22 protein-coding genes are annotated in these 23879 nt (G+C 69.8%); 1 reads left to right on the top strand and 21 read right to left on the bottom strand.

Annotated elements, in window-relative coordinates; all coding sequences use genetic code 11:
• Window positions 1–36: 36 nt before the first annotated feature.
• The 4 genes from OG714_RS05440 to OG714_RS05425 form a co-directional block, all read right to left on the bottom strand.
• Window positions 37–858: a carbohydrate ABC transporter permease gene (locus OG714_RS05440; RefSeq protein WP_406118911.1), complete on the bottom strand. Its 822-nt coding sequence runs from the start codon at window positions 856–858 to the stop codon at window positions 37–39.
• Entirely contained in the window at window positions 855–1838 is a 984-nt protein-coding gene (locus tag OG714_RS05435) for a carbohydrate ABC transporter permease (RefSeq protein ID WP_406118910.1), read from the bottom strand. Before OG714_RS05435 ends, OG714_RS05440 begins: the two co-directional genes overlap by 4 nt.
• Before the next feature lie 90 nt (window positions 1839–1928).
• Window positions 1929–3176, bottom strand: coding sequence for an extracellular solute-binding protein (locus OG714_RS05430; protein ID WP_406118909.1), 1248 nt, complete (start codon window positions 3174–3176; stop codon window positions 1929–1931).
• A gap of 60 nt (window positions 3177–3236) precedes the next feature.
• Window positions 3237–5198 carry a glycoside hydrolase family 127 protein gene (locus OG714_RS05425; protein WP_406118908.1) on the bottom strand — a complete coding sequence of 654 codons (1962 nt, stop codon included), beginning with the start codon at window positions 5196–5198 and terminating at the stop codon, window positions 3237–3239.
• 261 nt (window positions 5199–5459) lie between these two features.
• On the opposite strand from OG714_RS05425, the gene OG714_RS05420 reads away from it, so the two are divergent.
• Complete coding sequence (locus OG714_RS05420; protein ID WP_406118906.1) at window positions 5460–6479, top strand: LacI family DNA-binding transcriptional regulator; 1020 nt, start codon at window positions 5460–5462, stop codon at window positions 6477–6479.
• On the opposite strand, the gene OG714_RS05415 is transcribed toward OG714_RS05420, so the two are convergent.
• The 17 genes from OG714_RS05415 to OG714_RS05335 form a co-directional block, all read right to left on the bottom strand.
• Window positions 6412–7119 (bottom strand): TetR/AcrR family transcriptional regulator, encoded by a 708-nt coding sequence (locus OG714_RS05415; RefSeq protein WP_406118904.1) that lies wholly within the window; start codon window positions 7117–7119, stop codon window positions 6412–6414. The genes OG714_RS05420 and OG714_RS05415 overlap by 68 nt on opposite strands.
• A 32-nt stretch (window positions 7120–7151) precedes the next feature.
• Window positions 7152–8324 (bottom strand): pyridoxal phosphate-dependent aminotransferase, encoded by a 1173-nt coding sequence (locus OG714_RS05410; RefSeq protein ID WP_406118902.1) that lies wholly within the window; start codon window positions 8322–8324, stop codon window positions 7152–7154.
• Window positions 8325–8350: 26 nt separating this feature from the next.
• Complete coding sequence (locus tag OG714_RS05405) at window positions 8351–8647, bottom strand: hypothetical protein (RefSeq protein WP_406118900.1); 297 nt, start codon at window positions 8645–8647, stop codon at window positions 8351–8353.
• Window positions 8648–8677: 30 nt separating this feature from the next.
• Window positions 8678–9136, bottom strand: a complete 459-nt coding sequence (locus OG714_RS05400) for an SDR family NAD(P)-dependent oxidoreductase (protein ID WP_406118899.1) — start codon at window positions 9134–9136, stop codon at window positions 8678–8680.
• 27 nt (window positions 9137–9163) lie between these two features.
• A complete protein-coding gene (locus OG714_RS05395; protein WP_406118898.1) occupies window positions 9164–9691 on the bottom strand; it encodes a ribosome-inactivating family protein in 528 nt (175 codons plus the stop codon).
• 189 nt (window positions 9692–9880) lie between these two features.
• The gene (locus OG714_RS05390) at window positions 9881–11275 is read right to left on the bottom strand and encodes a cation:dicarboxylate symporter family transporter (RefSeq protein WP_406118896.1); all 1395 of its coding nucleotides are present in this window, start codon (window positions 11273–11275) and stop codon (window positions 9881–9883) included.
• A gap of 207 nt (window positions 11276–11482) precedes the next feature.
• Entirely contained in the window at window positions 11483–12481 is a 999-nt protein-coding gene (locus OG714_RS05385; protein ID WP_406118894.1) for a sugar phosphate isomerase/epimerase family protein, read from the bottom strand.
• Window positions 12482–12510: 29 nt separating this feature from the next.
• Entirely contained in the window at window positions 12511–13707 is a 1197-nt protein-coding gene (locus tag OG714_RS05380) for a Gfo/Idh/MocA family protein (RefSeq protein WP_406118892.1), read from the bottom strand.
• Between the two features lie 23 nt (window positions 13708–13730).
• On the bottom strand, window positions 13731–15221 hold the full coding sequence (locus OG714_RS05375; protein WP_406118890.1) for a CoA-acylating methylmalonate-semialdehyde dehydrogenase: 1491 nt from the start codon (window positions 15219–15221) through the stop codon (window positions 13731–13733).
• Between the two features lie 12 nt (window positions 15222–15233).
• Window positions 15234–17111: a 3D-(3,5/4)-trihydroxycyclohexane-1,2-dione acylhydrolase (decyclizing) gene (iolD, locus tag OG714_RS05370; RefSeq protein WP_406118889.1), complete on the bottom strand. Its 1878-nt coding sequence runs from the start codon at window positions 17109–17111 to the stop codon at window positions 15234–15236.
• The gene (gene iolB, locus OG714_RS05365) at window positions 17108–17989 is read right to left on the bottom strand and encodes a 5-deoxy-glucuronate isomerase (RefSeq protein WP_406118887.1); all 882 of its coding nucleotides are present in this window, start codon (window positions 17987–17989) and stop codon (window positions 17108–17110) included. Before iolB ends, iolD begins: the two co-directional genes overlap by 4 nt.
• Window positions 17986–18858, bottom strand: coding sequence for an aldolase (locus OG714_RS05360; protein WP_406118886.1), 873 nt, complete (start codon window positions 18856–18858; stop codon window positions 17986–17988). Before OG714_RS05360 ends, iolB begins: the two co-directional genes overlap by 4 nt.
• A gap of 4 nt (window positions 18859–18862) precedes the next feature.
• Complete coding sequence (gene iolC / locus OG714_RS05355; protein WP_406118884.1) at window positions 18863–19843, bottom strand: 5-dehydro-2-deoxygluconokinase; 981 nt, start codon at window positions 19841–19843, stop codon at window positions 18863–18865.
• A gap of 90 nt (window positions 19844–19933) precedes the next feature.
• Window positions 19934–20785, bottom strand: a complete 852-nt coding sequence (locus tag OG714_RS05350; protein WP_406118882.1) for a sugar phosphate isomerase/epimerase family protein — start codon at window positions 20783–20785, stop codon at window positions 19934–19936.
• A 44-nt stretch (window positions 20786–20829) separates the two neighbouring features.
• Window positions 20830–21717, bottom strand: a complete 888-nt coding sequence (locus OG714_RS05345) for an ATP-binding cassette domain-containing protein (RefSeq protein ID WP_406118880.1) — start codon at window positions 21715–21717, stop codon at window positions 20830–20832.
• A 5-nt stretch (window positions 21718–21722) separates the two neighbouring features.
• Window positions 21723–22799, bottom strand: a complete 1077-nt coding sequence (locus OG714_RS05340) for an ABC transporter permease (protein ID WP_406118879.1) — start codon at window positions 22797–22799, stop codon at window positions 21723–21725.
• The gene (locus OG714_RS05335; protein WP_406118877.1) at window positions 22799–23818 is read right to left on the bottom strand and encodes a sugar ABC transporter substrate-binding protein; all 1020 of its coding nucleotides are present in this window, start codon (window positions 23816–23818) and stop codon (window positions 22799–22801) included. Before OG714_RS05335 ends, OG714_RS05340 begins: the two co-directional genes overlap by 1 nt.
• Window positions 23819–23879: the final 61 nt, after the last annotated feature.

The following is a 23879-nucleotide window of genomic DNA, read 5'->3' as shown; positions in this document are numbered from 1 at the left end:
CCCGACCCGGGGGCCCGGGGCGGCCGGCATCGTGGATCAGTCCTTGACCGCGCCGGCGGTCACGCCCGCGGCCACGTAGCGCTGGGCGAGGACCAGGAGGACGGCCGCCGGGATCGACGCGACGACGGCGGTGGCCATGATCGCGTTCCACTCCTGGTTGTTGTTGCCGATGTACTTGTAGATGCCGAGGGTGATCGGCCGCAGATCGCCGCCGCCGTCAAGGGTGTTGGCGAAGACGAAGTCGGACCAGGCCCACAGGAAGCTGAAGAGCGACACGGTGACCACCGCGTTGCGGCTGACCGGAAGCACCACGGACCGGAAGGTGCGCCAGGTGCCGGCGCCGTCGATGCGGGCCGCGGAGATGAGTTCGCCGGGGATGCCCGACATGAAGGCCGTGAAGATCATCACGCCGAACGGCACGGCGATGGTGGAGTCCGCGACGATCAGCCCCCACCAGGAGTTGAGCAGGCCGAGGTCGAGGAAGATGCCGTAGAAGCCCATCGCCATGACGATGCCGGGGATCATCTGGGCTACCAGCAGGGCGAGTCCGAGGGTTCCGCCGCCCAGCGGGCGCAGTTTGGCCAGGGCGAATCCGGCCGGGGCGGCGAGGACCAGGGTGAGGGCGACCGTGCCCAGGCCGATGAGCAGGCTGGTGCCGAGGTAGGGCAACTGGTCGTTCAGGACGGCCCGGTAGCCCTCGAAGGTGGGGTGCAGGGGCAGCAGGTCGGGCGGGGTCTTGCGCATGTCCTGCTGCGGGGTGAGGGACACGTTGATCATCCAGTACACCGGGAAGAGCATCAGCGCGGTCAGCAGGACGCCGATGACGGTGTAACGGCGTTTTCCCGTACGGGACTTCACGCTTCCTGCCTCCTCTGGACGCGGATGTAGAGCAGGCCGAAGACGAGCGCGATGAGGATGAGGATGTTGCCGACGGCCGCGCCGGGGCCGAACTTCGGCAGCAGCGTGCCGAAGCCGAGCTGGTACGACCAGGTCGCGAGGGTGGACGAGGCGTCGCCCGGACCGCCCTTGGTCATGATCCAGATCAGGTCGAACACCTTGAGCGTGTAGACGAGTCCGAGGAGCAGGGTGATCGCCGACACCGGGCGCAGCAGGGGGAAGGTGATGCGGCGGAACTGCTGCCAGGCCCCGGCCCCGTCCAGGGACGCGGCCTCGTACAGCTCGGCGGGGATGTTCTGGAGCCCGCTGTAGAGGATGACGAGGTTGAATGGGATGCCGATCCAGATGTTCGCGATGACGACCGAAGTCAGCGCCCAGTCGGGCGAGTTGAGCCAGTCCACCGGGGACACGCCCACGAAGTGCAGGGCGTAGTTGATGACACCGGACTCGCTGTTGAACATCCACGACCAGGTCGACGCCGACACGATCAGCGGCAGCAGCCAGGGGATCAGGAACAGGGCACGCAGGGTTCCGGCGAGCCGGAAGTGCCGGTTGAAGAAGACCGCGAGGGCGAGCCCGGCCACGTACTGGAACGCGATCGACGCGAAGGTGAAGACCAGGGTGTGGCGCATCGCCGGGCCGAACGTGGGGTCGTCCAGGACGGTCCTGAAGTTGTCGAGGCCGGAGAAGGGCGCGTCGCCCTGCACGAACGACCGGACGGTGTAGTCGCGCAGGCTCAGGTCGAGGTTGCGGTAGAGCGGATAGAGGTAGAAGGCGGCGAGGTAGACGAGCAGTGGGGCGATGAAGGCGAGCGCGGTGAGCCGGCTGCCGCGGCGCTGTCGGCGCCGCAGGTCCGACGTGTCCGTCCGTTGTCCGGTGCCGGTCGCCCCGGACCCGGCCGGGGACCGCTGCGCGCGGCGGTCGACGCGGGCGATGGTCATGGGTACTCCTGGATGCGGGTGGCGTGTCCGGGCCGGCGGCGGTGTCCCGGCGGTGGCGATGCGGTTTCCGGAGAAGCGCGGAGGCCGGTGTCAGCCCTTGCTCGCGGCCGTCTGAGCGGCGTCGAGGGCCGCCTGCGGGCTCTTGCCGCCCGACAGGGCGTTCTGCACGGCGGTCCACATCGGCTGGGAGATCGTCGGGTACTTGGTGCCCAGACCGCCGCTGGTGCGGCCGCGCGCGGCGGCCACCGCGCCGATCCACGGCTTCAGTTCGGGGTTCTGCTTCACCTGCTGGGCCTGCACCTGGGCGGTGGGCGCCACGTACGTCAGGGTCGTGTCGGTGGTCAGCAGGTTCGTCGAGTTCGTCAGACAGGTGACGATCTTCTTGCTGACGTCGTAGCGGGAGGTGTTCTTCTGCACCGGGACGGTGACGAACTCGCCGCCGGTCGGCACCGGCGCCGAACCGCCGTTCTGCCCGGGGATGTTGATGACGCCGTAGGCGAAGCCGGCCTTGTCCGCGTTGCCGAGCTGCCAGGTGCCGTTCTCGCTGAACGCGTAGTCGCCGGTGGCGAACTCCTGCCAGCTGGTGGTCTGGGTGTTCTGCAGCACGTCCTTCGGCGCGTATCCGCCGTCGACCCACTGCTTCCACAGCGACAGCGCGGCGACGCCCTTGTCCGAGTCGAGCTTGGTGAGGTCGCCGCCCGCGCCCCAGAACCACGGGAGGAACTGGAAGCTGCCCTCCTCCGTGTTGATCGCGGAGAAGGTGATGCCCTTCTTCCCGGCCGCCTTGACCTTCTTCAGCGCCGCCGTGAGCGAGGCCCAGTCCTTGACGGACGCGGGGTCGACGTGGGCCGCGGTGAGGATCTTCTTGTTGTAGTAGAGCGCGAGGGTGTTGGCGCCGATGGGCACCCCGTAGGAGGCGTTGTCGATGACGCCCGCGCCGAGGATGTTCTTCTGGATCGACGACGTGTCGAGGCCGAGGTCGCTCGTCTTGTTGAGGATCCCCGCCTCCACGAGCGTGGAGACGACCGGGTTGTCCACCAGCATCACGTCCGGGGCGTTGCCCTGCTGGGCGGCGAGCAGCGCCTTGTTGCCCAGGTCCGTGGTGTCCATGCTGGTGCGCTTGACCTTGACCCCGGCGTCCTTGCCGCACTTGGTGACGAGCTTGCCCCACGCCGAGGAGGCGTCGAACTGCGGGTACGGGTCCCAGAAGTTGTACGTCCCGCCGGTCTTCCCGGAACCGGACGCGGAGGAGTCGGAACCGCCCCCGCAGGCGGCGACCGAGGTGAGCGCGCCGACGGCGGCTATGGCGGTGAGGAGGGTGCGGCGGGTGTTTCTCACGGTGACCTCGTTGTCTTGGTGCGGCTCGTAGGAGGGAGACAGGGGGTGGGCGCGCGGGGCTCAGGAGGTGGGCAGCCAGACGCGCATGGCGCCGTCCTGGCGGTTGGCCCACGCGTAGTAGGGGATCGCGGTGAGCTCGACCAGGTCGCCGGTCGGCGCGGCGTCGGGTGCGGGGGCCCGGTAGGGCCACCAACTCCCGTCGTCCGCAAGGCGCCTGCGGTACCCGGCGGTGACGACGGTGGTGACCCCGCCGAGCAGATCCGGGCGGTGCTTCACGGCGAGCGGGCGTGTGGGGTCGAGGACGATGTCGTCCAGACCGCCGCCGGGGACGTCCACTTGCTCCAGGCAGTACACGAGCGGCCCGCGCTCGATCGCCGCACAGCCGCGCACGGCGTCCACGCGAGGGTCGGCGGCGGTCAGCCGGGGTTCGAGCACCAGCTCCAGGACGACCGAGTCGCCCCGCGCCCAGGTCCGTTCGAGGCGCAGCCACCCGTCCTCGACCGGCGCGTCCGTCTGGTCGTACGACAACTCCCCGACGCGCACCCGGAATTCGCGGCACCACTGCGGGACGCGCAGGGACAGGGTCCACGGCCGGTCGGGGGTGTCCTCGACGGTGAGGGCGATCGTGCCGTGCCAGGGGTAGTCGGTCTCGGCGCGGACGGACATCTCGCCGTAGGAGTAGCGGCCGGTGGTGAACTGGTGGATCTGCAGGCCCTGTTCGTCACCGGACGCGAGGTAGTGCTCCAGCGAGGCCAGCAGCCGCATCACGTTCGGCGGGCAGCAGGCGCAGCGGAACCAGCGGGTGCGGCGGGCCGACTGGTCGCCGCCGGGGTCGGTGTGGCCGTCGCGGACCTGGAGCGGGTTGACGTACAGCCAGCGCTCGCCGTCCAGCGACACTCCCGCCAGGAAGCCGTTGTACAGGGTGCGCTCGATCAGGTCGGAGTAGCGGGCCTCGCCGGTGAGCAGGGCCATGCGCCAGCTCCATTGGACGGACGCGATGGCGGCGCAGGTCTCGCAGTAGGCACGCTCGTTGGGCAGTTCGTACGGGTCGCCGAAGTCCTCCTCGTCGTGGTGCGCGCCGAGTCCGCCGGTGAGGTGGGTCTTGGTCGTGGTCATCGCCCGCCACAACCGCTCGCTCGCGGCCCGGAGTTCGGACTCCCCGGTCTCGGTCGCCAGATCCGCGGCGGCGGCCAGCAGGTACAACTGCCGTACGGCGTGGCCCTCCACGTTGTCCGCCTCGCGCAGCGGCACCCGGTCCTGGCAGTACGCCTCGCCGCCCAGCAGGCCATGGCCGAAACGGCCGACGAAGTAGCCGGCCAGATCGAGGTAGCGGCGCTCGCCGGTCTCCCGGTACAGCTCCACCAGGGCGGTCTCGACCTCGGGGTGGCCGTCGACGCCGTCGATCTCCCTGCCGCTGCCGGGGAGGCCGAACACGGAGTCGATGTGGTCGGCGAACCTGCGGGCCACGTCCAGGAGTTGGGGCCGACCGGTGGCCCGGTGGTGGGCTACGGCCGCCTGGATGAGATGGCCGGCGCAGTACAGCTCGTGGCCCCAGCGCAGGTCCTTGTACCGCTCGCCTCCCTTGACCAGTTGGAACCACGTGTTCAGGTAGCCGTCGGGCTGCTGGGCGGCGGCGACCAGGCCGATGATCCGGTCGACCTCCGACTCCAGTTCGGCGTCGGGCTGTTGGGAGAGCTGCCAGGCGGCGGCCTCCAGCCACTTGTAGACGTCGGTGTCCACGAACGGGTACGCGCCCCGGAACTCGCCCTCGACCGCGCCCGCCGCCAGCCGCAGGTTGTGCAGATTCCCCGCCGACTCCAGCAGTTCGGGGCCCTGCGGGAGGGAGACGCGCGCGTTCACCTCGCGGCGGGTGCTCCAGAAGCCGGCGCGCACCTCGACCGCGGCAGGCGAGAGTGCGGCCTTGGCGTCCGGTCCGAGGCGGACCGGTCCGGTGCCGGTGCCTGCCGGTTCGGACGGGGACGGGGCCGGGGAGGAAAGCGCGGTGGAACGTGGGCGGGGCATGGCTCTCCGGAGAGGTAGGCGGGAAGCAAGACGGAGACCCGGCGCGCGAAGTGCGTCAGGGCGTCCCTGAGGTCCGAGGGGCGTTGCTCCGTCTCTCGAACCCGTTTAGGAAAACGTTTTTCTGCCGGGAAAGGTAGGAACGGGACCGAGTGCGCGTCAAGAGGTCTGCCCAAACATTTTCCTCCCCTGGTCGGGGCTGGCCAGCTGCCGCGAACGGTGTCAGGATGCTGCTGCCGATGTCATCCAGGAAAAGGGTTGCGTGTGACCGCCGTTCCAAGTCTTCCGCCCACCGGGCGGGCGAAGCTGGCCGACGTGGCCAAGCTGGCCGGTGTCAGTGTCGGGACGGCCTCAAAGGCGCTGAACGGCAGTGGGAGCATGCGCCCGGAGACCCGGCAGCGGGTCCTGGACGCCGTCGAGGAACTCGACTTCCGGCCCAATCAGCAGGCGCAGAGCCTGCACACCGGCCGCAGCTGGACCGTCGGGCTGATGACGACGGACGGGATCGGCCGCTTCAGCACGCCCGTCCTCCTCGGGGCCGAGGACGCGCTCGGCGCCGGAAAGATCTCCGTGCTGCTGTGCGACACCCGCGGCGACGCCATCCGCGAGCAGCACCACCTGCGCAATCTCATGGACCGCCGGGTGGACGGCATCATCGTGACCGGCCGGAGGACCGACCCGCGGCCGCCGCTGAAAGGCATCGAACCGATCCCGACGGTCTACGCGCTCTCGCCGTCCACGGACCCGGACGACATCTCCGTCGTGTCCGACGACCGGAGCGGAGCCCAGCTGGCCATCGAGCACCTGCTGGGCACCGGCCGCAGCCGGATCGCGCACATCACCGGCCCGGCGCACCACGCGGCCGCCCGCGACCGCGCCCACCACACCCTCGAACTGCTCAGGCACTCCGCCATGGAACTCGCCACCGGCCGGGTCCACTTCGGGGAGTGGAGCGAGGCATGGGGCCGCCGCGCCGCCGAAGCGGTGCTGCGCACCGCACCCGACACGGACGCCTTCTTCTGCGGCAACGACCAGATCGCCAGAGGCGTCGCCGACGCGCTGCGCGAGAACGGCCTGGACGTTCCCGGCCGGGTGTCGATCGTGGGGTACGACAACTGGGACGTCATGGCCCTGGCCTCCCGTCCGCCCCTCACCACGATCGACACGGACCTCTCGGAGGTCGGCCGACGGGCCGCCCTCCTGCTGCTGGACGCCATCAACTCCGAGCCGGCGCCCGGACTGCACAGCGTTCCCTGCCGACTCGTCGTCCGCGAGTCCACCTGAGCCGGTGGGTGAGCCGGGGCCCCGGTGAGTCGCCCGTGAGCAGCTCCGGACGTCTGTCGTACTTGCGGTCAGGCGCCGTGGACCAGCCGATGAGGGCGCCGCGCAGGGCGGCCACGAGGCGGGACGCCGCCTCGTCCTCGGTGCGTCCGCTCTTGATGAGGTCGAGGATGTCGCGCGGGTCGAACAGGGCGTTCCACAGATACAGCGCTTCGTCGCCGAGGTCGCCGAGGCCGAGGTCCTCGGTGGTCTGCCGGAGGGGTTCGGTGAGCGCCTCCGCCTGGGGAGCGAGGTAGCCGGTGTTCTCGCGCAGCCGTTCCAGGTAGCCGCGGTGCGAGCGCATCTGCGCCATCGCGCCGCCGTACTCGAGGACGAGCGACACCCAGTGGCGGGACACCGCTTCGAGGCGCTGCATGCCCCGGGTGGTCTGCGCCGCGCTGAAGTCCCGCAGTTCGGAGCCGACTTGGGCACGGAAGGCGTGCAGGACGTCCTCGACGGAGGAGAAGTGGCGGTAGGCCGTCGCGGTGGACACCTCGGCGCGCTTGGCGATCTCGGTCAGGCTGACCGGCGTCGGCGAGTTCTCGAACAACTCCGCGGCGGCCTTGATGAGTTGCCTGCGGTTGCGCTGGGTGTCACTGCGCATGGGTAGACTCCCCGTTCGCGTCGCGGCGGTGTTCACCGCAGGGCCGAGAGGCCGTGGGCCAGACGACGGACGCCCTCGGTGATGGACTCCGCGTCGGCAGCGTACGACAGGCGCAGATGTCCCTCGCCCCGGGCGCCGAACTCGCTGCCCGGCCGGACCGCGACCCCGTGCGTGCGCAGCGCCGCCACGACCTCCACGGAGGGCAAGTCGACGTCGTAGCGCGGGAATTGGTAGAACGTTCCCTCGGGCGTGCTCAGGCTGAGGCCCGGGACCTTGGCGAGTTCGGTCCGCATGAGGTCGCCGCGCCGCTCGTACTCCGCCCGCATCCGTGCGATGTCGGCGTCGCAGGTCCGCACCGCGACCAGCGCGGCGTCCTGGACGACCGTGTTCACCGAGCCGTTGAAGGTGTTGTGGACGCGTGCGGCGGCCTGGATCAGCGGTGTAGGGCCCCAGAGGTAGCCGATGCGCCAGCCGGTCATCGCGTAACTCTTGGAGAAGGTCTGGCAGGAGACCGTACGGTCGCGCAGACCGTCGAGGGAGATCGTCGAGGTGAACGGGCGGCCGGTGAAGTCGAGGTCGGCGTAGGCCTCGTCGGAGATGACGAGGGTGGCCGTGCCGTCGAGGAGGTCGGCGAGGGTTTCCAACTCGGCCCGGCTGTGCACGATTCCGGTCGGGTTGCTCGGGTTGCAGAAGACGAAGAGCTTCGCCCCGGCGAGGGCGTCGGCCAGGAGGTCGAGGTCCCAGTGCAGGTCGCGGGCGAGCGGGACGGGGACGACGACTCCGCCGGCCATGCTGACGAGGTCGGCGTAGAGGGAGTACGTGGGGTCGGGGATGACCACCCTGTCCCCGGGGTCGACGAGGGAGAGGATCGACGCGGCGAGGCCGGCGGTGCCGCCCTGGGTGATCAGGATGCCGGCGGGGGAGACCGGCGCTCCGGCGATGCCGGCGAGCTTGTCGGCGAGCGCCTCGCGCAGGGCCGGTTCGCCGAGCAGCGGTGAGTAGTGCGTACGACCGCCCTGCAGGGCGGCGAGGGCGGCCTCGGTCACCTGCCCGGGTGTGTCGAAGTCGGGTTCGCCCATGGCGAGGGAGACCAAGTCGCCCCCGGACTGCGGCTGTTGGGTCCGGCGGGAGGTGGCGGCGATCCGGGCGACGGCCGCGGCGGGCGCGAACGACGACAGCGGGCCGGCGGTGACGGTGGAGGGCATGCGGTTCTCCTGGAGTGGCGGGGGCGTCACGCGTGGGGCGAGGCGTCGGCGGGGGCGCCCGCCCAGCGGCTGATCTCGAGGTCGGCCGAGGTGTCGCGCTGCCGGGTCGGGGCGACGACGATCTCCTGGAGGACGACCCGCTGGGGCAGGGTGATCGCGAGGTGGATCGCTTCGGCCACGTCCTGCGGCCGCAGCATGTGCGCGCGTTCCTCGGCGGCCGGCGGCCGGGCCCGGTTGTCGAGGATGGGGGTGTCCGTCTCGCCGGGCAGCACGGTGATGGCCCGCAGCCCCTGGTTGCGGAAGGTGTTGTGCAGAAAGGTCATGAAGTTGCGGACGCCCGTCTTGGCCGCTCCTTAGGCCGCCCCGCCGAGCAGGTTCGGGTTGACGGCGGCGAGCGAGGAGACCGTGACGATCGTCCCGCCGGCACGGTCCAGCATGTCGGGCAGTACGGCCTGGGTGAGCTGGAAGACCGCGGTGAGGTTCACGTCCAGGACCTGGCGCCACTCGTCGTGCGGCAGCCACTGCGGGTCGAGCACGGACGACGCGCTTCCCGCGTTGTTGACGAGGATGTCGACCGGGCCGAATGCGGCGTGGACCCGGTCGAGGACGCGGGTCACGTCGTCGACGCGGGTGATGTCCGCCGCGACGGCGAGGGCCGTTCCTCCCTCGGCGTGGATCGTGGCCTCGGCTTTGGAGAGCTCCTCCTGGCGGCGGCCGACGAGGACGACGGTGATGCCGTCCCGGGCGAGGAGGCGGGCCGCTTCGAGCCCGATCCCGCTGCCGGCGCCTGTGATGAGCGCGGTCCGCGTCACTGTTCTCCTCCAAGTGAGACGTTCATATCAAAGGTTGGCCAGGTCGGAGTAGTTCGACAGCCCTTCGAAGCGCGTGTTCACGTTGGCGCCGGTGCCGGTGCGGACCGCGCCCGGCAGATCCACGTCGGATTCGAGCGTGAAGAAGTTGCGCCAGGTCGGGCCCCCGTCGGTGGTCACGGTGCCGGGACGCCAGCCCATGACGTACATGTCCGAGCGGCGCAGGAACACCCGGATGAACTGGTTGTCCTCCTCGACCTGGAGGTCGAGGCTGATGTACTGCTCCGTCCCGTCCTGGTCGGTGACGTCGACCGGGCGGCCGCCCTCGGGTCTGACCCGGTGGGAGGAGACCCCCTGCCTGATCGCGTTGAGCACGGTGGCGTACCCGGTCCGGGCGTCGGCGGGCTCACTGGTGATCTGCCACTCGGCGTTCGCACCGGGCGCGGCGCCGGCGGTCGGCGCGCCTACGGCCACCATCCCGCCGGCCAGCAGGCCGGCGGCCCCCATGACGGCGAGGAACGACCTCCGGGAAAGCCCGCCCTGCGTCTCGGTCGTCACATGAGTTCCTTGTTGTACGAGCAACCCGGCAACTGGATTGCGGCGTGCGGCGATTGCCGATGCCGATGCCGAAACGGAACCGGTCGCCGTAAGGCTCTGTGAGGGGGCCGACCCGAGACCATGGGTACTTGTACGGGTACGGGCCCCACCGGAGCGGGGCCCGTACGGGGGTATTTCTACGGGGTTGTCCTACGGCGCGAGATCCTGCTTCGCTGTCACCCTCGGAACGAGGCCCTCGGCAGGTGCGACCGTGTTGTCCGCGCCGTTCGGGTCTTCCGGGTCGGGTACGAAGGCGGACTCCCCGTCGAGTGCCCGCTTCGCCTGCGAGATGTCCAGCGCGCCCTCCCAGCGGGACACCGCGAACGCGGCCACGCAGTTGCCGAGGAGGTTGGTGGCCACCCGCATCGAGTCCATGATGCGGTCCACGCCCAGCAGGAGGGCGACCGCGCCGGCCGGGATGACGCCGAGCGCGGACGCGGTCGCGGACAGCGCGAGAAACGCCGAACCCGGCACGCCCGCCATGCCCTTGCTGGTGAGCATGAGCATCAGGACGACGGTCACCTGCTGGCCCAGGGTGAGGTCGACGCCCACCGCCTGCGCGATGAACAGCGTCGCGACGGAGAGGTAGATGGAGGCGCCGTCGAGGTTGAAGGAGTAGCCGGTGGGCAGCACCAGCCCCACCGCGTCGTCGCGGCAGCCGGCGTGCCGCAGCTTCTGCATCATCCGCGGCATCACGGTCTCGCTGGAGGCGGTGCCGAGGGCGAGCAGCATCTCCTCGCGGGTGTAGCGGACGAACTTCCACAGGCTCAGCCCGGTGAACGCCTTCAGCGCCACCGCGAGCAGCAGGAGGAACAGCGCGGCCACGCCGTAACTGACGGCTATGAGCTTGCCGTACGTCGACATGACGCCCAGGCCGTACTGGCCGACGAGGTGTGCGGTGGCGCCGAAGACCGCGAGGGGCGCGAGCCGCATGACGAAGCCGACGATCGCGAAGACGATCTCCTGCACCTGGTTGACGGCCGGCAGGATCGCGGGCACCTTCGTGTGCCCCAGGTGGAGCAGGGCCGCGCCCACCAGGCAGGCCAGGACCAGGACTTGGAGGAGCGAGTTCTCGGCGAAGGCGCCGACCGCGCTGTCGGGCAGGGCGTGCAGCAGGAACTCGCTCGTCGACGGCAGCGCCGCGCCGCCGGTCTTCGCGTCGACCGCGTTCGTGTCGAGGGTGGCCGGGTCGACGTGCATGCCCGCACCGGGCTGGACGAGGTTGCCCGCGACCAGGCCGAGCAGCAGGGCGAACGTCGTCGCCACCTCGAACCAGATCAGCGCCTTGACGCCGATACGGCCGAAGGTCCGAAGATTCCCGGCCTTCGCTATGCCGGTGACCACCACGCAGAACACCAGCGGCGCGATCACCGCCTTGATGAGCCGTACGAAGCCGTCGCCCAACGGCTGGACGGCGGTGCCCAGATGGGGCCAGAGGCGGCCCACGACGACGCCGAGCACCAGGGCGCAGGCGACCTGTGCGAACAGTGACGTGCGCAGCACACGCGCGGTACGTCGTGGCAGGGACGGTGCGGACAGCGGCACGAGCTACCTCCGACACGAATTCCGCCATACGGAATTAGTATTCCGCTGATCGATGGCAACTATGGTTCACGTGGCGTCTCCGCAGAAGGCCACGAACGTTCACCGCGGAAGAATTGGATGTTCGTCCAAGCCGGAAGAAGGCGACACGACCGCGCCCTGTCCACCGGGCGCGGTCGTGAACTTCATTACTTGTGTGGGGAGTTGGCGCTAGAGGGCGGCGGCCGCGGCGTGCAGGTTCTTCGCGGCCAGGGCGAGGCCCTCGGTCTGGGAGTAGGCGGCGTCCTCGTGCTCGATGTTCACGGCCATGTCCGGGTCGACCTCGGCGAGGGCGCGCAGGAACTCCGTCCAGTACGCGACATCGTGGCCGACACCGACGGCGACGAACTTCCACGCCGGGTTCTCGGGCCAGGAGTTGCACCAGAAGCCGTAGCCGGTGGGCACCTTGTCCGGCGCGTCGGCGGGCACGCGGGTGAACGACGTGTCCAGCACACCGCGGATGTCGGCGCCGGGGCAGAGCGTCGCGTCCTTCGCGGCGGCGTGGAACACCAGCGGGCCCAGCCACTTGATCGAGGCCACGATGTCCATGCCCTGCCACATCAGGTGCGAAGGGTCCATCTCCGCACCGACGTTGGTCGCGCCGGTCGCGTCGACGAGCCGCTTCAGGGTGACCGGGGAGAAGACGAGGTTGTGCGGGTGCATCTCGATGGCGACCCGGACGTCGTTCTCCCGGGCCAGCGCGTCGATCTCCTTCCAGAACTCGACCGCCACACCCCACTGGTAGTCCAGGACGTCCATGTAGACGCCGTCCCACGGATTCACCACCCAGGAGGGGTACTTGGCGTCCGGGTCGGAGCCCGGCGTGCCGGACATGGTGACCACGTGCCGCACACCGAGCAGGCCCGCGAGACGGATCGTACGGCGCAGGTCGTCCGCGTGCTTCGGGCCGACCCCGGGGAGCGGATTGAGCGGATTCCCGTTGCAGTTGAGACCGGTCAGCTCCATCCCGCGGTCCGCGAAGGCCGCCAGGTACTCCTCGCGCGCGGTCGCCGAGGACAGCAGCAGGTCGACCGGGCAGTGCGGGGAGGGGATGAACCCGCCGGTGTTGACCTCGACGGAGGCCAGGCCGTTCTCCTTGAGGATGTCGAGGGCCTCGGCCAGCGGGCGGTCGTGCAGACAGGCGGTGTAGGCGCCGAGCTTGAGGGACATGCGGGTGCTCCTTGGATCGGTACGGGTGGTCAGACGGCGGGCGGGACGGTGACGGCGGCGCCGCCGGCCTGCGAGGACTCGACGATCGCGCGGATGATCTCGATGGTCCGCAGCCCCTCGGCGAACGAGGCGCAGGCCGGCAGCGGGTCGGCGACCCCCGCGACCTGGTCGAGGAACGCCCGGGCCTGGTAGGTGAAGTTGTCGGCGTTGCTCGCGCCCACACCCGGCGCCTCCATCGGCACCCCGCCCGCGAAGTACGGCAGTTGGGGACCGGCGATGATCTGCCGGGCGCCGCGGGTGCGGACGTCGGGCTGGGCGTCGTCGAAGAGGTACTCGGCCGGCCGGTGCTGGTCGAACGCGGCCCGCCCGCCGACCCCGAGCACGTCGAACGCGAGCCCGTTGGGCAGCCCGAAGCCCGTACGGGTGACGGAGAAGGTGCCGACGAGCCCGGACTCGAAGCGGGCCGTGAAGGACGCGGTGTCCTCGTTCTCCACCTCGCCGAACTCGTCCGAGACGGGAGCGGCGTTGTGCCCGACGACCGCGCCCAGCGGCAGCGGACGCTTGGGGATCTGCGTGGACAGCGTGGCACCGGAGACCGACGTGATGGGCCCGGCGACGTACTCGGCGGCGTCGATGACGTGCGAGCCGACATCACCCAGCGCGCCGGAACCGGCACCCCCCTTGAAACGCCAACTCAGCGGCCCCTTGGGGTCGGTGGCGTAGTCGCACCAGTAGCGTCCGCTGAACAGGGTGAGGTCGCCCAGCTCGCCGCGCCGCACATGGTCGCGGATCGCGGCGATGCCGGGGGAGCGGCGGAAGGTGTACCCGACGGCGGTGACGACACCGGCGGTCCGCTCCAACTCGGCCATCGCGCGGGCGTCTTCGAGCGAACCGGCCAGCGGCTTCTCGCACAGCACGTGCTTCCCGGCCGCGACCAGTGCCTCGGCGATCGGCCGGTGCAGCGCGTTCCCCACGACGATGCTGACGGCGTCGATCGTCGGGTCCTCGGCGACGGCCTCCCAGCTCGGCAGCGCCTTCTCGAAGCCGTAGCGGCGCGCGCCGTCCTCGGCGAGCGCGGTGTTGGCGTCGGCTATCGCGGCCAGCCGGACCGGGGGTAGTCCCGCCCCGAACACGGTGTTGGCGTTGCGGTATCCGGCGGCGTGGCTGCGGCCGGCCATACCGGCTCCGATCACCGCGACGGACAAGGGCTTGGCGGAGGAGGTCATGAGGTGTCCCTTGGGAAGAGAGGTCAGCTGGAGGTGGGGAAGTCGAAGCCGGCGGTGACCTGTTGGGCGGTCCGCGGCCAGCGGGTCGTGACGACCTTGGGGCGGGTGTAGAAGCGGATGCCCTCGGGGCCGTGGATGGGGGAGTCGCCGATGAGGGAGTCCTTCCAGCCGCCGAAGGAGTAGTACGACATCGGCACGGGCACCGGCACGTTGACGCCGATCATCCCGACCCTGACCTTGCGCTGGAAGCGGCGCGCGGCCTCACCGGAGGCGGTGAACAGGGCGGTTCCGTTGCCGTACGGGTTGGCGTTGATGACGGCGATGGCCTCGTCGAGGGTGTCGACGCGGACGATCGCGAGGACCGGGCCGAAGAGTTCGTCCCGGTAGGCGTCCATCTCGACGGTGACATGGTCGAGCAGGGACGGACCGGTGAAGAAGCCGTCCTCGTGGCCCTCGACCTTGAGCCCGCGGCCGTCCACCACGACGGTGGCGCCCTGCTCGCCGGCCGTGGCGACGGCGTTCTCGACGCGCTCCTGCGCGACCTTGGTGATCAACGGCCCCATCTCCACGCCGGGGACGTGACCGGGACCGACCTTCACCTCGCGGGCCTTGCGGGCCAGCACCTCCACCAGGCCGTCCGCCGCGGCACCCACGGCCACGGCCACGGAGACGGCCATGCAGCGCTCGCCGGCCGAGCCGTAGGCGCCGGCGGTGATGTGGTCGGCGGCGAACTCCAGGTCGGCGTCGGGCAGGACGACGGCGTGGTTCTTGGCTCCGCCGAGGGCCTGGACGCGCTTGCCGTGCGAACTGGCCTGCTCGTGCACGTACTTGGCGATCGGCGTCGACCCGACGAAGGAGACGGCGGCGATGCCGGGGTGGGTGAGGATCGCGTCTACGGCGTCCTTGCCGCCGTGCACGACGTTGAACACACCGTCGGGGAGCCCGGCTTGCTGGTACAGCCCGGCGACGAAGTTCGCGGCGGAGGGGTCGCGTTCGGACGGCTTGAGGATGAACGTGTTGCCCGTCGCGATGGCGATCGGATGCATCCAAAGAGGCACCATGGCGGGGAAGTTGAAGGGCGTGATGCCCGCGACGACACCGAGCGGCTGACGGAAGTCGTGCACGTCGATGCCCCGCGAGACCTGATCGGAGAACGAACCCTTCAGGACATCCCCGAGACCGCAGGCGAACTCCACGACCTCACGGCCTCGGGTGATCTCGCCCCGCGCGTCGGCCACGGTCTTGCCGTGCTCCGCGGAGATGATCCGGCCCAGCTCCTCCTCGTGCTCGACGAGCAACTGCCGGAAGGCGAACATCACTTGGGTGCGCTGCGACAGCGACGACTCCGACCAGGACTCGAAGGCACGCTCGGCGGCGCTCACGGCGGTGTTCACGGCATCGGGCCCGCCCAGGACCACCCGGGCCTGCTCCTGGCCGGTGGCCGGGTCGAACACCGCGGCGGTGTCCGCGCCGGGCACGGCCGAACCGTCGATCCAGTGCTGAATGGTATTCACGGCAAGGTGTCCTTACAGGTAGTGGCGCTGGGCGTGCTTGTGGGAGGCGTACGTCTCGTACGCGCCGCTGGTGGAGTCCAGGGCGGAGGTCTGACTGACGGGCACGTCCCACCAGCCGTGCGCGGGCGGGTTGGGCCCGTACAGGTCGGTCTCGACATGGACGACGGTGGTGCGGCTCGCGGCCTTCGCCTTCTCCATCGCCGTACGGAACTCGTCGACGGAGGTGGCGTGCAGGACGTCCGCGCCGAGCGAGGAGGCGTTCGCGGCGAGGTCGACGGGGAGGACGTCGCCGTCGAGCTGGCCCGAAGTGCCGTCGCGGTAGCGGTACTTGGTGCCGAACCGCTGCGAGCCGAGCGACTCCGACAGGGCGCCGATGGAGGCGAAGCCGTGGTTCTGGACGAGGACGACGATGACCTTCAGGCCCTCCGAGACCATGGTCACGATCTCCTGAGCCATCATCAGATAAGAGCCGTCGCCGACGAGTACGACGACCTCGCGTGAGGGATCGGCCATCTTCACGCCGACGCCGGCGGCGATCTCGTAGCCCATGCAGGAGTACGCGTACTCGACGTGGTATGCCTTCGGATCCCTTGCCCGCCACAGCTGTTGGAGATCGCCGGGCAGGGATCCGGCCGCGTTGATGACGACGTCACGATCACCGAGCACGTCATTGAGAGCGCCCAGGATCTCCGTCTGCGCGGGGAGCGGACCGTGGCCCACGGTGAAGCAGCCGTCCTCGATCTCCCTTGTACGGAGGATGAGTTGACGGGTCCGCGCGCGGTACTCCGGGGCCGCCTCCCAGTCGGCCAGCGCGTCCGCGAGGGCCTCGATGCCGAGCCGGGCGTCGGCCACCAGCGGCTCCGCGGAGTGCTTGACCGCGTCCAGGCGGGCGACGTTGAGGTTGACGAAGGCGACGTCCGGGTTGCCGAAGACGGTGTGGCTCGCGGTGGTGAAGTCGCTGTAGCGGGTGCCGATGCCGAGGACGACGTCGGCCTCCTTCGCCAGTTCGTCGGCCGCGTACGAGCCGGTCGAGCCGATGCCGCCGACCGCGCAGGGGTGGTCCCAGGGGACGGCGCCCTTGCCGGCGTGGGTGTCGGCGACCGGGATACCGGTGGCCTCGGCGAACGCCCGAAGCGCCGTCTCGGCGCCGGAGTAGACGACCCCGCCACCGGCCACGATCAGGGGCCGCTTCGCCCCCCGCAGCAACCGCGCGGCCCGCTCGACGGCGGCGGGCTCCGGCACCGGGCGGCCCACATGCCACACCCGGCGCCGGAAGAACGCGACCGGCCAGTCGTACGCCTCGGCCTGCACGTCCTGCGGCAGGGAGAGGGTCACGGCGCCGGTCTCCACCGGGTCCGTCAGCACCCGCATCGCCGCGAGTGCGGCCGGGATCAGCTGCTCGGGGCGGGAGACGCGGTCGAAGTACTTCGATACGGCCCGGAAGGCGTCGTTGACGGTGACGTCCCCGCCCCGGGTGTCCTCCAGCTGCTGGAGCACCGGTTCCGCGACGCGGGTGGCGAACATGTCGCTGGGCAGCAGGAGCACCGGTATGCGGTTGGTCGTCGCGAGCGCCGCACCCGTGATCATGTTCGTCGAGCCGGGGCCCGTCGACGCGGTGCAGGCGAAGGTGGCCAGCCGGTCGCGCATCTTCGCGTAGGCCGCCGACGCGTGGACCATGCCCTGTTCGTTGCGGGCCAAGTAGTAGGGCAGGTCGGCCTCTTGGGTGACGGCGGCCTGGAGCAGCGCCTGGCCGACGCCGGCCACGTTGCCGTGTCCGAAGATGCCCCAGACGCCGGGGATCAGGCGCTGTTCCTGGCCGTCGCGCTCGCTGTACTGGTTCGCGAGGAAGCGGACCAGGGCCTGGGCGGTGGTGAGTCGTACGGTGCTCATCGCTGCGTGAGTCCTTCGAAGGGCAGGCGGTCGTCGACGTCCTGGGACCGCCAGGTCTCCCGCACCCATCCGTGGGCGGGGTCGTCGCAGATCAGCCAGGCGCGGTCCTGGCCCGGGCCGGCCATGACGTTGAGGTAGTAGAGGTCGTAGCCGGGTGCCGCGATCGACGGGCCGTGCCAGCCGTGCGGGATCAGCACGGTGTCGCCGGAGCGGACCTCGGCGAGCACCTCGATGGGGCGGTCGGGCGTGCCGTAGACCCGCTGGTACCCGAAGCCGTTTCCGTCGCCCGCGACTTGGAAGTAGTAGATCTCCTCAAGCTCGGACTCGACTCCGGGGCGGGCCTCGTCGTGCTTGTGGGGTGGGTACGAGGACCAGTTGCCGCCGGGCGTGAGGACCTCGCAGACCAGGAGCTGCTCGGCGTCGAAGGTGCCCGGCAGGCAGTAGTTGTTGACCTGGCGGGAGCACGCGCCGGCGCCGCGCAGCTCGACGGGCACGTCCTCCTTGGGCCCGTACCGAGCGGAGAGTGAGCTCCGCTCGGTACGGGCGGAGGGCAGTGCGAACGTTCCACCGTCCGCACTGCTGATCAGGGCCTCCGACGCGCGCGGCAGATACGCGAAGTCGGTGGCCGAGGCGAACACGCCTGTCCGACCGGCGAGTTCGAAGGCCGTGCCGTCCGTGGTGACGGTGCAGGAACCCGTCAGCGGCAGGACCAGGAACTCGGAATCCCCGGTGGACAGGGCGTGTGCCTCGCCCGGCCTCAGGGTCAGGATCCTGAGGCCGGAGTATCCCCAGCCCGCCGACTCGGGCGTGACCAGGAGGTCGTAGGGGCCGTCGGCCGAAGTCCCGCTGGGCAGGTGGTACTTGCTCGTGTCGCTCACAGCAGGCTCACCGCCTTGTCGACCGCGCCGGCGACATCGCCGTTGGACGGGTAGAGCAGGGAGCGGCCGACCACCAGGCCCTGTGCGCTGGGGAGTCGGAGGGCCTTGCCCCAGGAGGCGAAGGCAGCTTCGGCGTCCTTGACCTCACCGCCGAGGAGGAGCGCCGGGAGGGTCGAGGAGGCCAGGACGCGTTCCATGCCGTCCACGACGGGCAGCTTCAGCCAGGTGTAGGCGGTACGGCGGCCCAGGCCCGAGGCGATGGTGATCGACTTGACGACGGCGTCCGTCGAGAGGTCGTTACGGATCCTGCCGTCCTGCCAGGAGGAGAGGAACGGCTCTACCATGGCGATGAGTTGACGGTTGTTCAGCTCGTTGACGGCACGGGCGGTGTTCTCCAGGACGGAGGGTGTCGCCGGGTCGTCGAGGGCGATACGGGTGAGCATCTTGCCGCCGTCGAAGTCCATCGCGGCGATCGTCTCGGCGTCGTAACCGGTGAAGCGGTCGTCGATCTCGAAGACCGAACCGGCAAGGCCCGCGCGGTTCATGGAGCCGAAGACGCTCTTGCCGTCCAGGACGCCGAGCAGCAGCAGGTCCTCCAGGATGTCGGCGGTGGCCAACACCCCTGTGACGCCGGGCCGTTCGAGCGCGGTGCACAGGCGGTCGAGGAGCTCGAAGCGGTCGGCCATCGTGTTGGGGTTCGCGCCGACTGCGTTGGCGCCCCGTGCGGGATGGTCCGCCGCGATGATCATTGCCCGGCCGTGCTCGCCGAGCGGCGAGGTGGCCCTGACCCGGCGCGCGGCGGCGGCCGCGACGGCACCGGGGTCGCCCACCCGGGCGGACACGATCCGGCTCACGTTGTCGGACAGCACGTTGTCACGCCCTTCGTTCGTTGGTGGGGGAGGCGGAGACGAGGGATGCCTCGCGGAGCTTGGAGTCGACCTCGGCCTCGGTGGGCATCGCGTCGGAGCAGGAGAGCCGGCCCGCGACGACGGCACCGGCCGCGTTGGCGAAGGCGACCGTGCGGCGGGTGTCCCAGCCGGACAGCAGACCGTGGCAGAGCGCGCCGCCGAAGGCGTCACCGGCACCGAGCCCGTTGACGACCTCCACCGGGACCGGCGGAATCTCCACCGCCAACGCCGTGCGGTCGACGGCCAGGACACCCTTGGGGCCCTGCTTCACCACGGCCAGCTCCACCCCGGCGGCGAGCAGCGCCTTCGCGGCGGCGTACGGCTCGCGCTCACCCGTCGCCACCTCGCACTCGTCGAGATTGCCGACGGCCACCGTGGTGTGCCGCAGTGCCTCGGCGTAGTACGAACGAGCCTGATCCGCGTCCCTCCAGAACATCGGCCGCCAGTCCAGGTCGAACACCGTCGTCCCGGACTTCGCCCGGTGCGCGAGCGCGGCCAGGGTGGCCGAGCGGCTCGGTTCCTCGCTCAGCCCGGTGCCGGTGAACCAGAAGATCCGGGCGTCACGGACGACGTCGAGGTCCAGTTCGTCCGGCTGGATGTCCAGGTCGGGGGCCTTGGGCAGCCGGTAGAAGTAGAGCGGGAAGTCGTCCGGCGGGAAGATCTCGCAGAACGTCACCGGCGTCGGCGCGATGTCCGACGTAGCGACGAACCGGGTGTCGACGCCGTAGCCGGCCAGTGCGGTACGGACGAAGTCGCCGAACGGGTCGCGGCCCGTCTTGGTGACCACGGCCGAGGAGTGCCCGTACCGGGCGACGGCGACGGCGACGTTGGTGGGACTGCCGCCGAGGTACTTGCCGAACGTGGTGACCTCGGCCAGGCCCACGCCGGTCTGGAGCGGATACACATCCACTCCGACACGGCCCATGGTCAGCACTTCCAACGGCATCGGATCGGGTTCCTTTCGATGGTCTTAAAGCGCTTTAAAAGAAGGGTGTGATTCTCCGCGTGCGGTTGTCGTGCGGAGGGGGTGCCGCTGTCAGGCGGCGAGATACCCGGCGATCTTCTCGCGCATGAGGACGGACGACTCCTTGGCCCGTTCCTCCCAGGCGAACACGCAGGCCGTGAGGGTGCCGTCGAAGCCGTTCGCGCGGAGCTCGCGGAACAACTCGTCGAAGTCGACCTCGCCCTCGCCCATGTCGAGGTGCTGGTGGATGCGCGCGGTGGTGCCCGGCGGGTTGAGGATGTACCGGTTGCCGGAGGACGCGTTGTGGTCGAAGGCGTCGGCGAGGTGGACGTGGGTGAGCAGGTCGCCCGCGTATTTGACGATGCCGGGGGCGTCGTTCCCGATGTGGAAGGTGTGCGGGGCGCAGTAGAGGAAGCTCACGTTGGGGTGGTTGATGCCCCGGATCAGGTTGACCGCTTCGTAGCCGTTCTCGATGAAGTCGTCCGGGTGGGGTTCCAGGGCGAGCTTGATGCCCTCGCGCTCGAAGAGCGGGAGCAGTTCGTCCATCGAGTTCCAGAACTGGGCCTCGCTGCGGTCCGTTTCCTCGGGGCGTCCGTTGAACTCGGAGATCATGCTGTCCACTCCGAGGTCCGCGCAGATCCGGATGGACCGCTTCCAGTAGCGCACGGCGGCCTGCCGGGCGTCCTCGTCGGGGCCGGACCAGCGGAACAGCGGCAGCAGGGAGGAGATCCCGACGCCGGCCGCGTCCAGCGCCTTGCGGAACTTGCGTACGGTGCCGTCGTCCACCCGGGGATGCCGGAAGAACGGGATGAAGTCCTCACGGGGTGACAGCTCGATCCACTCGTAGCCCAACTCGGCCACCACGCCGGGCAGTTCGAGCAGCGGGACATGACGGATCATGTACGGGTCGAGGGCGATCTTCATGGGGGAATGCCTTCGGGGATAGAGGAACGGGGGTGGTGTGGTCGTCAGTCCGCTGTTCCGGCCGAGGTCGTGACGTCCTCGTCCTCCGGCAGCTCGTTGACGTCGACGCCGCGGACTTGGGACAACTCGTGCTTGAGTGCGGCGAGTTCGGTGCCGCCGGCCATGTGGTTGGTGAGCTCTTCGAGGGTGATCTCGCTGCGCTCGGCGGAGAGTTCCATGGTGCCCAGGCGCAGGACGCTGAAGTGGTCGCCGACCATGTAGGCGTGGTGCGGGTTGTGGGTGATGAAGATGACGCCGAGTCCGCGTTCACGCGCTGCGGCCACGTACTTCAGCACGACACCGGACTGCTTGACACCCAGCGCGGCGGTGGGTTCGTCGAGGATGAGGACGCGGGCGCCGAAGTAGACGGCGCGGGCGATCGCCACACACTGGCGCTGGCCGCCGGAGAGGGTGCCGATGGGCTGGTCCAGGTTGTCCAGGACGATGCCCATGTTGCGGAGTTCCTCGTCCGCGGTCTTCTTCATCTTCTCGATGTCGAGACGGCGGAACGGCCAGGGGCCCTTGGTCATCTCGGAGCCGAGGAAGAAGTTGCGCCACACCGGCATCAGGGGGACGGTCGCCAGGTCCTGGTAGACGGTGGCGATGCCCTTGTCGAGTGCCTGGCGTGGGGTGGTGAAGTGGACGGGTTCGCCGTCGACGAGGAACTCGCCCTCCGTGTGCTGGTGCAGCCCGGAGATGATTTTGATGAGCGTGGACTTGCCCGCGCCGTTGTCGCCCAGCACGCAGGTGACCTGGCCGGGGCGGACCGCGAGGTCGACGCCGTGCAGGGCGCGGACGTTGCCGTAGGACTTGCCCGTGTTCTTCAGCTCGACTACCGGGGCATCGCTGCCCGTTGCGGGGTCCGTGAGAGTGGTCGGGTGGGTGGTGGTCACTTGGTTCACCTCCGGGTCGCCGCGCGGCTGACCCACAGATTGATGAGGGTGGCGCCGAGGAGCATCACGCCGAGGAAGGCCTTGAACCAGTCGGGGTTCCAGCCGGCGTAGACGATGCCCTGCTGGACCATGCCGAACATGAACGCGCCGAAGACGGGGCCGATCGCGGAGCCGGCGCCGCCGGTGAGGAGACAGCCGCCGATGACGGCCGCGGCGATGTAGATGAGCTCCTGTCCCACTCCTTCGCCGGACTGCACGGTGTTGAAGGAGAACAGCTGGTGCATGCCGATGAACCAGGCACCGAAGCCGACCAGCATGAACAGGGAGATCTTGGTGAAGTTCACCGGGACGCCGACGGCGCGGGCGCTCTCCTTGTTGCCGCCGACCGCGAAGATCCAGTTGCCGTACTTGGTGCGCAGCAGTACCCAGGTCGCGATGGCCGCGAAGACCAGCCACCACACCACGGTGATCTTGACGTCGACGCCGCCGACGTCGAACGAGGAGGCGAAGACCTTCTTGGCCTGGTCGAAGCCGTCCATGGTGCTGATGTCGTCGGTGGCGACGTTGCCGGTGACCAGTTTCGTCACGGCGAGGTTGACGCCCTGGAGGATCAGGAAGCTGCCCAGGGTGATGAGGAAGCTGGGCAGGCCGGTCTTGACGAGGAGCCAGCCGTTGAGGAATCCGATGCCCAGCGACACCAGGAGGGCGACGATCACACCGACCCACACGTTCATGGTGAGTTGGTAGCTGAGCATGCTCGCGGTCAGTGCCGAGGTGATGACCGCGACACCGGCGGAGAGGTCGAACTCCCCGCCGATCATGAGCAGGGCGACCGGCAGCGCCATGATGCCGATCGTCGACGAGCTGTACAGGATGTTCGCCATCGACGAGCCGTCCCGCACCGGCGGGGCCGTGATCAGGAAGAACACGAAGACGGCGGCGGCGCCGAGGAAGACGCCTATCTCGGGACGCGCCAACAGTCGTATCGCCAGGGGCCGTTCAGTGGTCCGGCCGTCGGTTTCCTTGGGGCCGGGGGCCGGCGGTGAGGTCACCGCCGGCTCGGCGTGCTGGGTCATGCTCATCACCGGGTGCCCTTCGCGGCGAACTTGGCGACGGCGTCGACGTTGGTCTTGTCGACGAAGGCCGGGCCGGTCAGTACGGGCTGCTCACCGCCGCCGCTGTAGTTGCCGTTCGTCTTGTAGAGCCACAGCGAGTCGACCGCCAAGTAGCCCTGGAGGTAGGGCTGTTGGTCGACGGCGAACTGGATGGTGCCCTTCTCGATCGCGGAGATGAGGCTCGCGTTGAGGTCGAAGGTGGCGACCTTGGCCTTGCTGCCCGCGTCGGACAGCGACTGCACGGCCGTCAGCGCGAAGGGCGCGCCGAGGGTGACCACCTCGTCGATGGACTTGTCCTGGGTGAGCTTGGCGGAGATCGTCGACTTCACCGACGGCATGTCCGTGCCGTTGACGTAGAGGATGTCGGTCTTGCCGCTGAAGGTCTTCTTCACGCCGGCGCAGCGCTGTTCGAGGTTGACGTCGCCCTGGGCCTGGATCACGCACAACGTGTGCTTGGCGCCGGTGGAGTTGAGCTTGGTGCCGAGCGCCTGCCCGGAGACGGCCTCGTCCTGGCCGAAGAAGGAGAGCAGGCCCTGCTTCTGCCAGTCGCTCAGCCCGGCGTTGAAGCCCACGACCGGGATGCCGGCCTGCTCGGCCTTGGCGACCACGGCCTTCATGGCGTCGGGCTTGGCGAGGGTGACCGCGATGCCGTCGACCTTCTGGTCGATCGCGTTCTGCACCAGGTTGGCCTGGTCGGCGGCCGTCTCGTCGTTGGAGTAGATGAGCTTGACGTTGTCCTTGGCCGCGGCGGCCTCGGCGCCCTTGCGGATGGTGTCCCAGAAGGTGTCGCCGGAAGGGGCGTGGGTGACCATCGCGATGGTCATGCGGGGCGTACTGGCCTTGCCCACCGAGGCATCGGCGGCGGAGTCCGCGGACTTCTTGCCGCCGGAGCTGCTGGAGCAGCCCGCGAGGGTGAGGGCGGTCGCGGCGGCGACGGCCACGACGGGGAGGACTCTGCGGGAGCGGGGAAGGGATGTACGGCTCATGGTTCGTGCACCTCGCTGTGCGACTGAAAGGAGCTGGCAGGGCGGTGGGTCCGCGGCTGCT

Origin of the sequence: Streptomyces sp. NBC_00989 (genome assembly GCF_045162655.1) — a bacterium.
Lineage (GTDB): Bacteria > Actinomycetota > Actinomycetes > Streptomycetales > Streptomycetaceae > Streptomyces.
The sequence above is the reverse complement of the archived record's forward strand: the minus strand, read 5'-3'. Positions and strand labels throughout refer to the sequence as shown.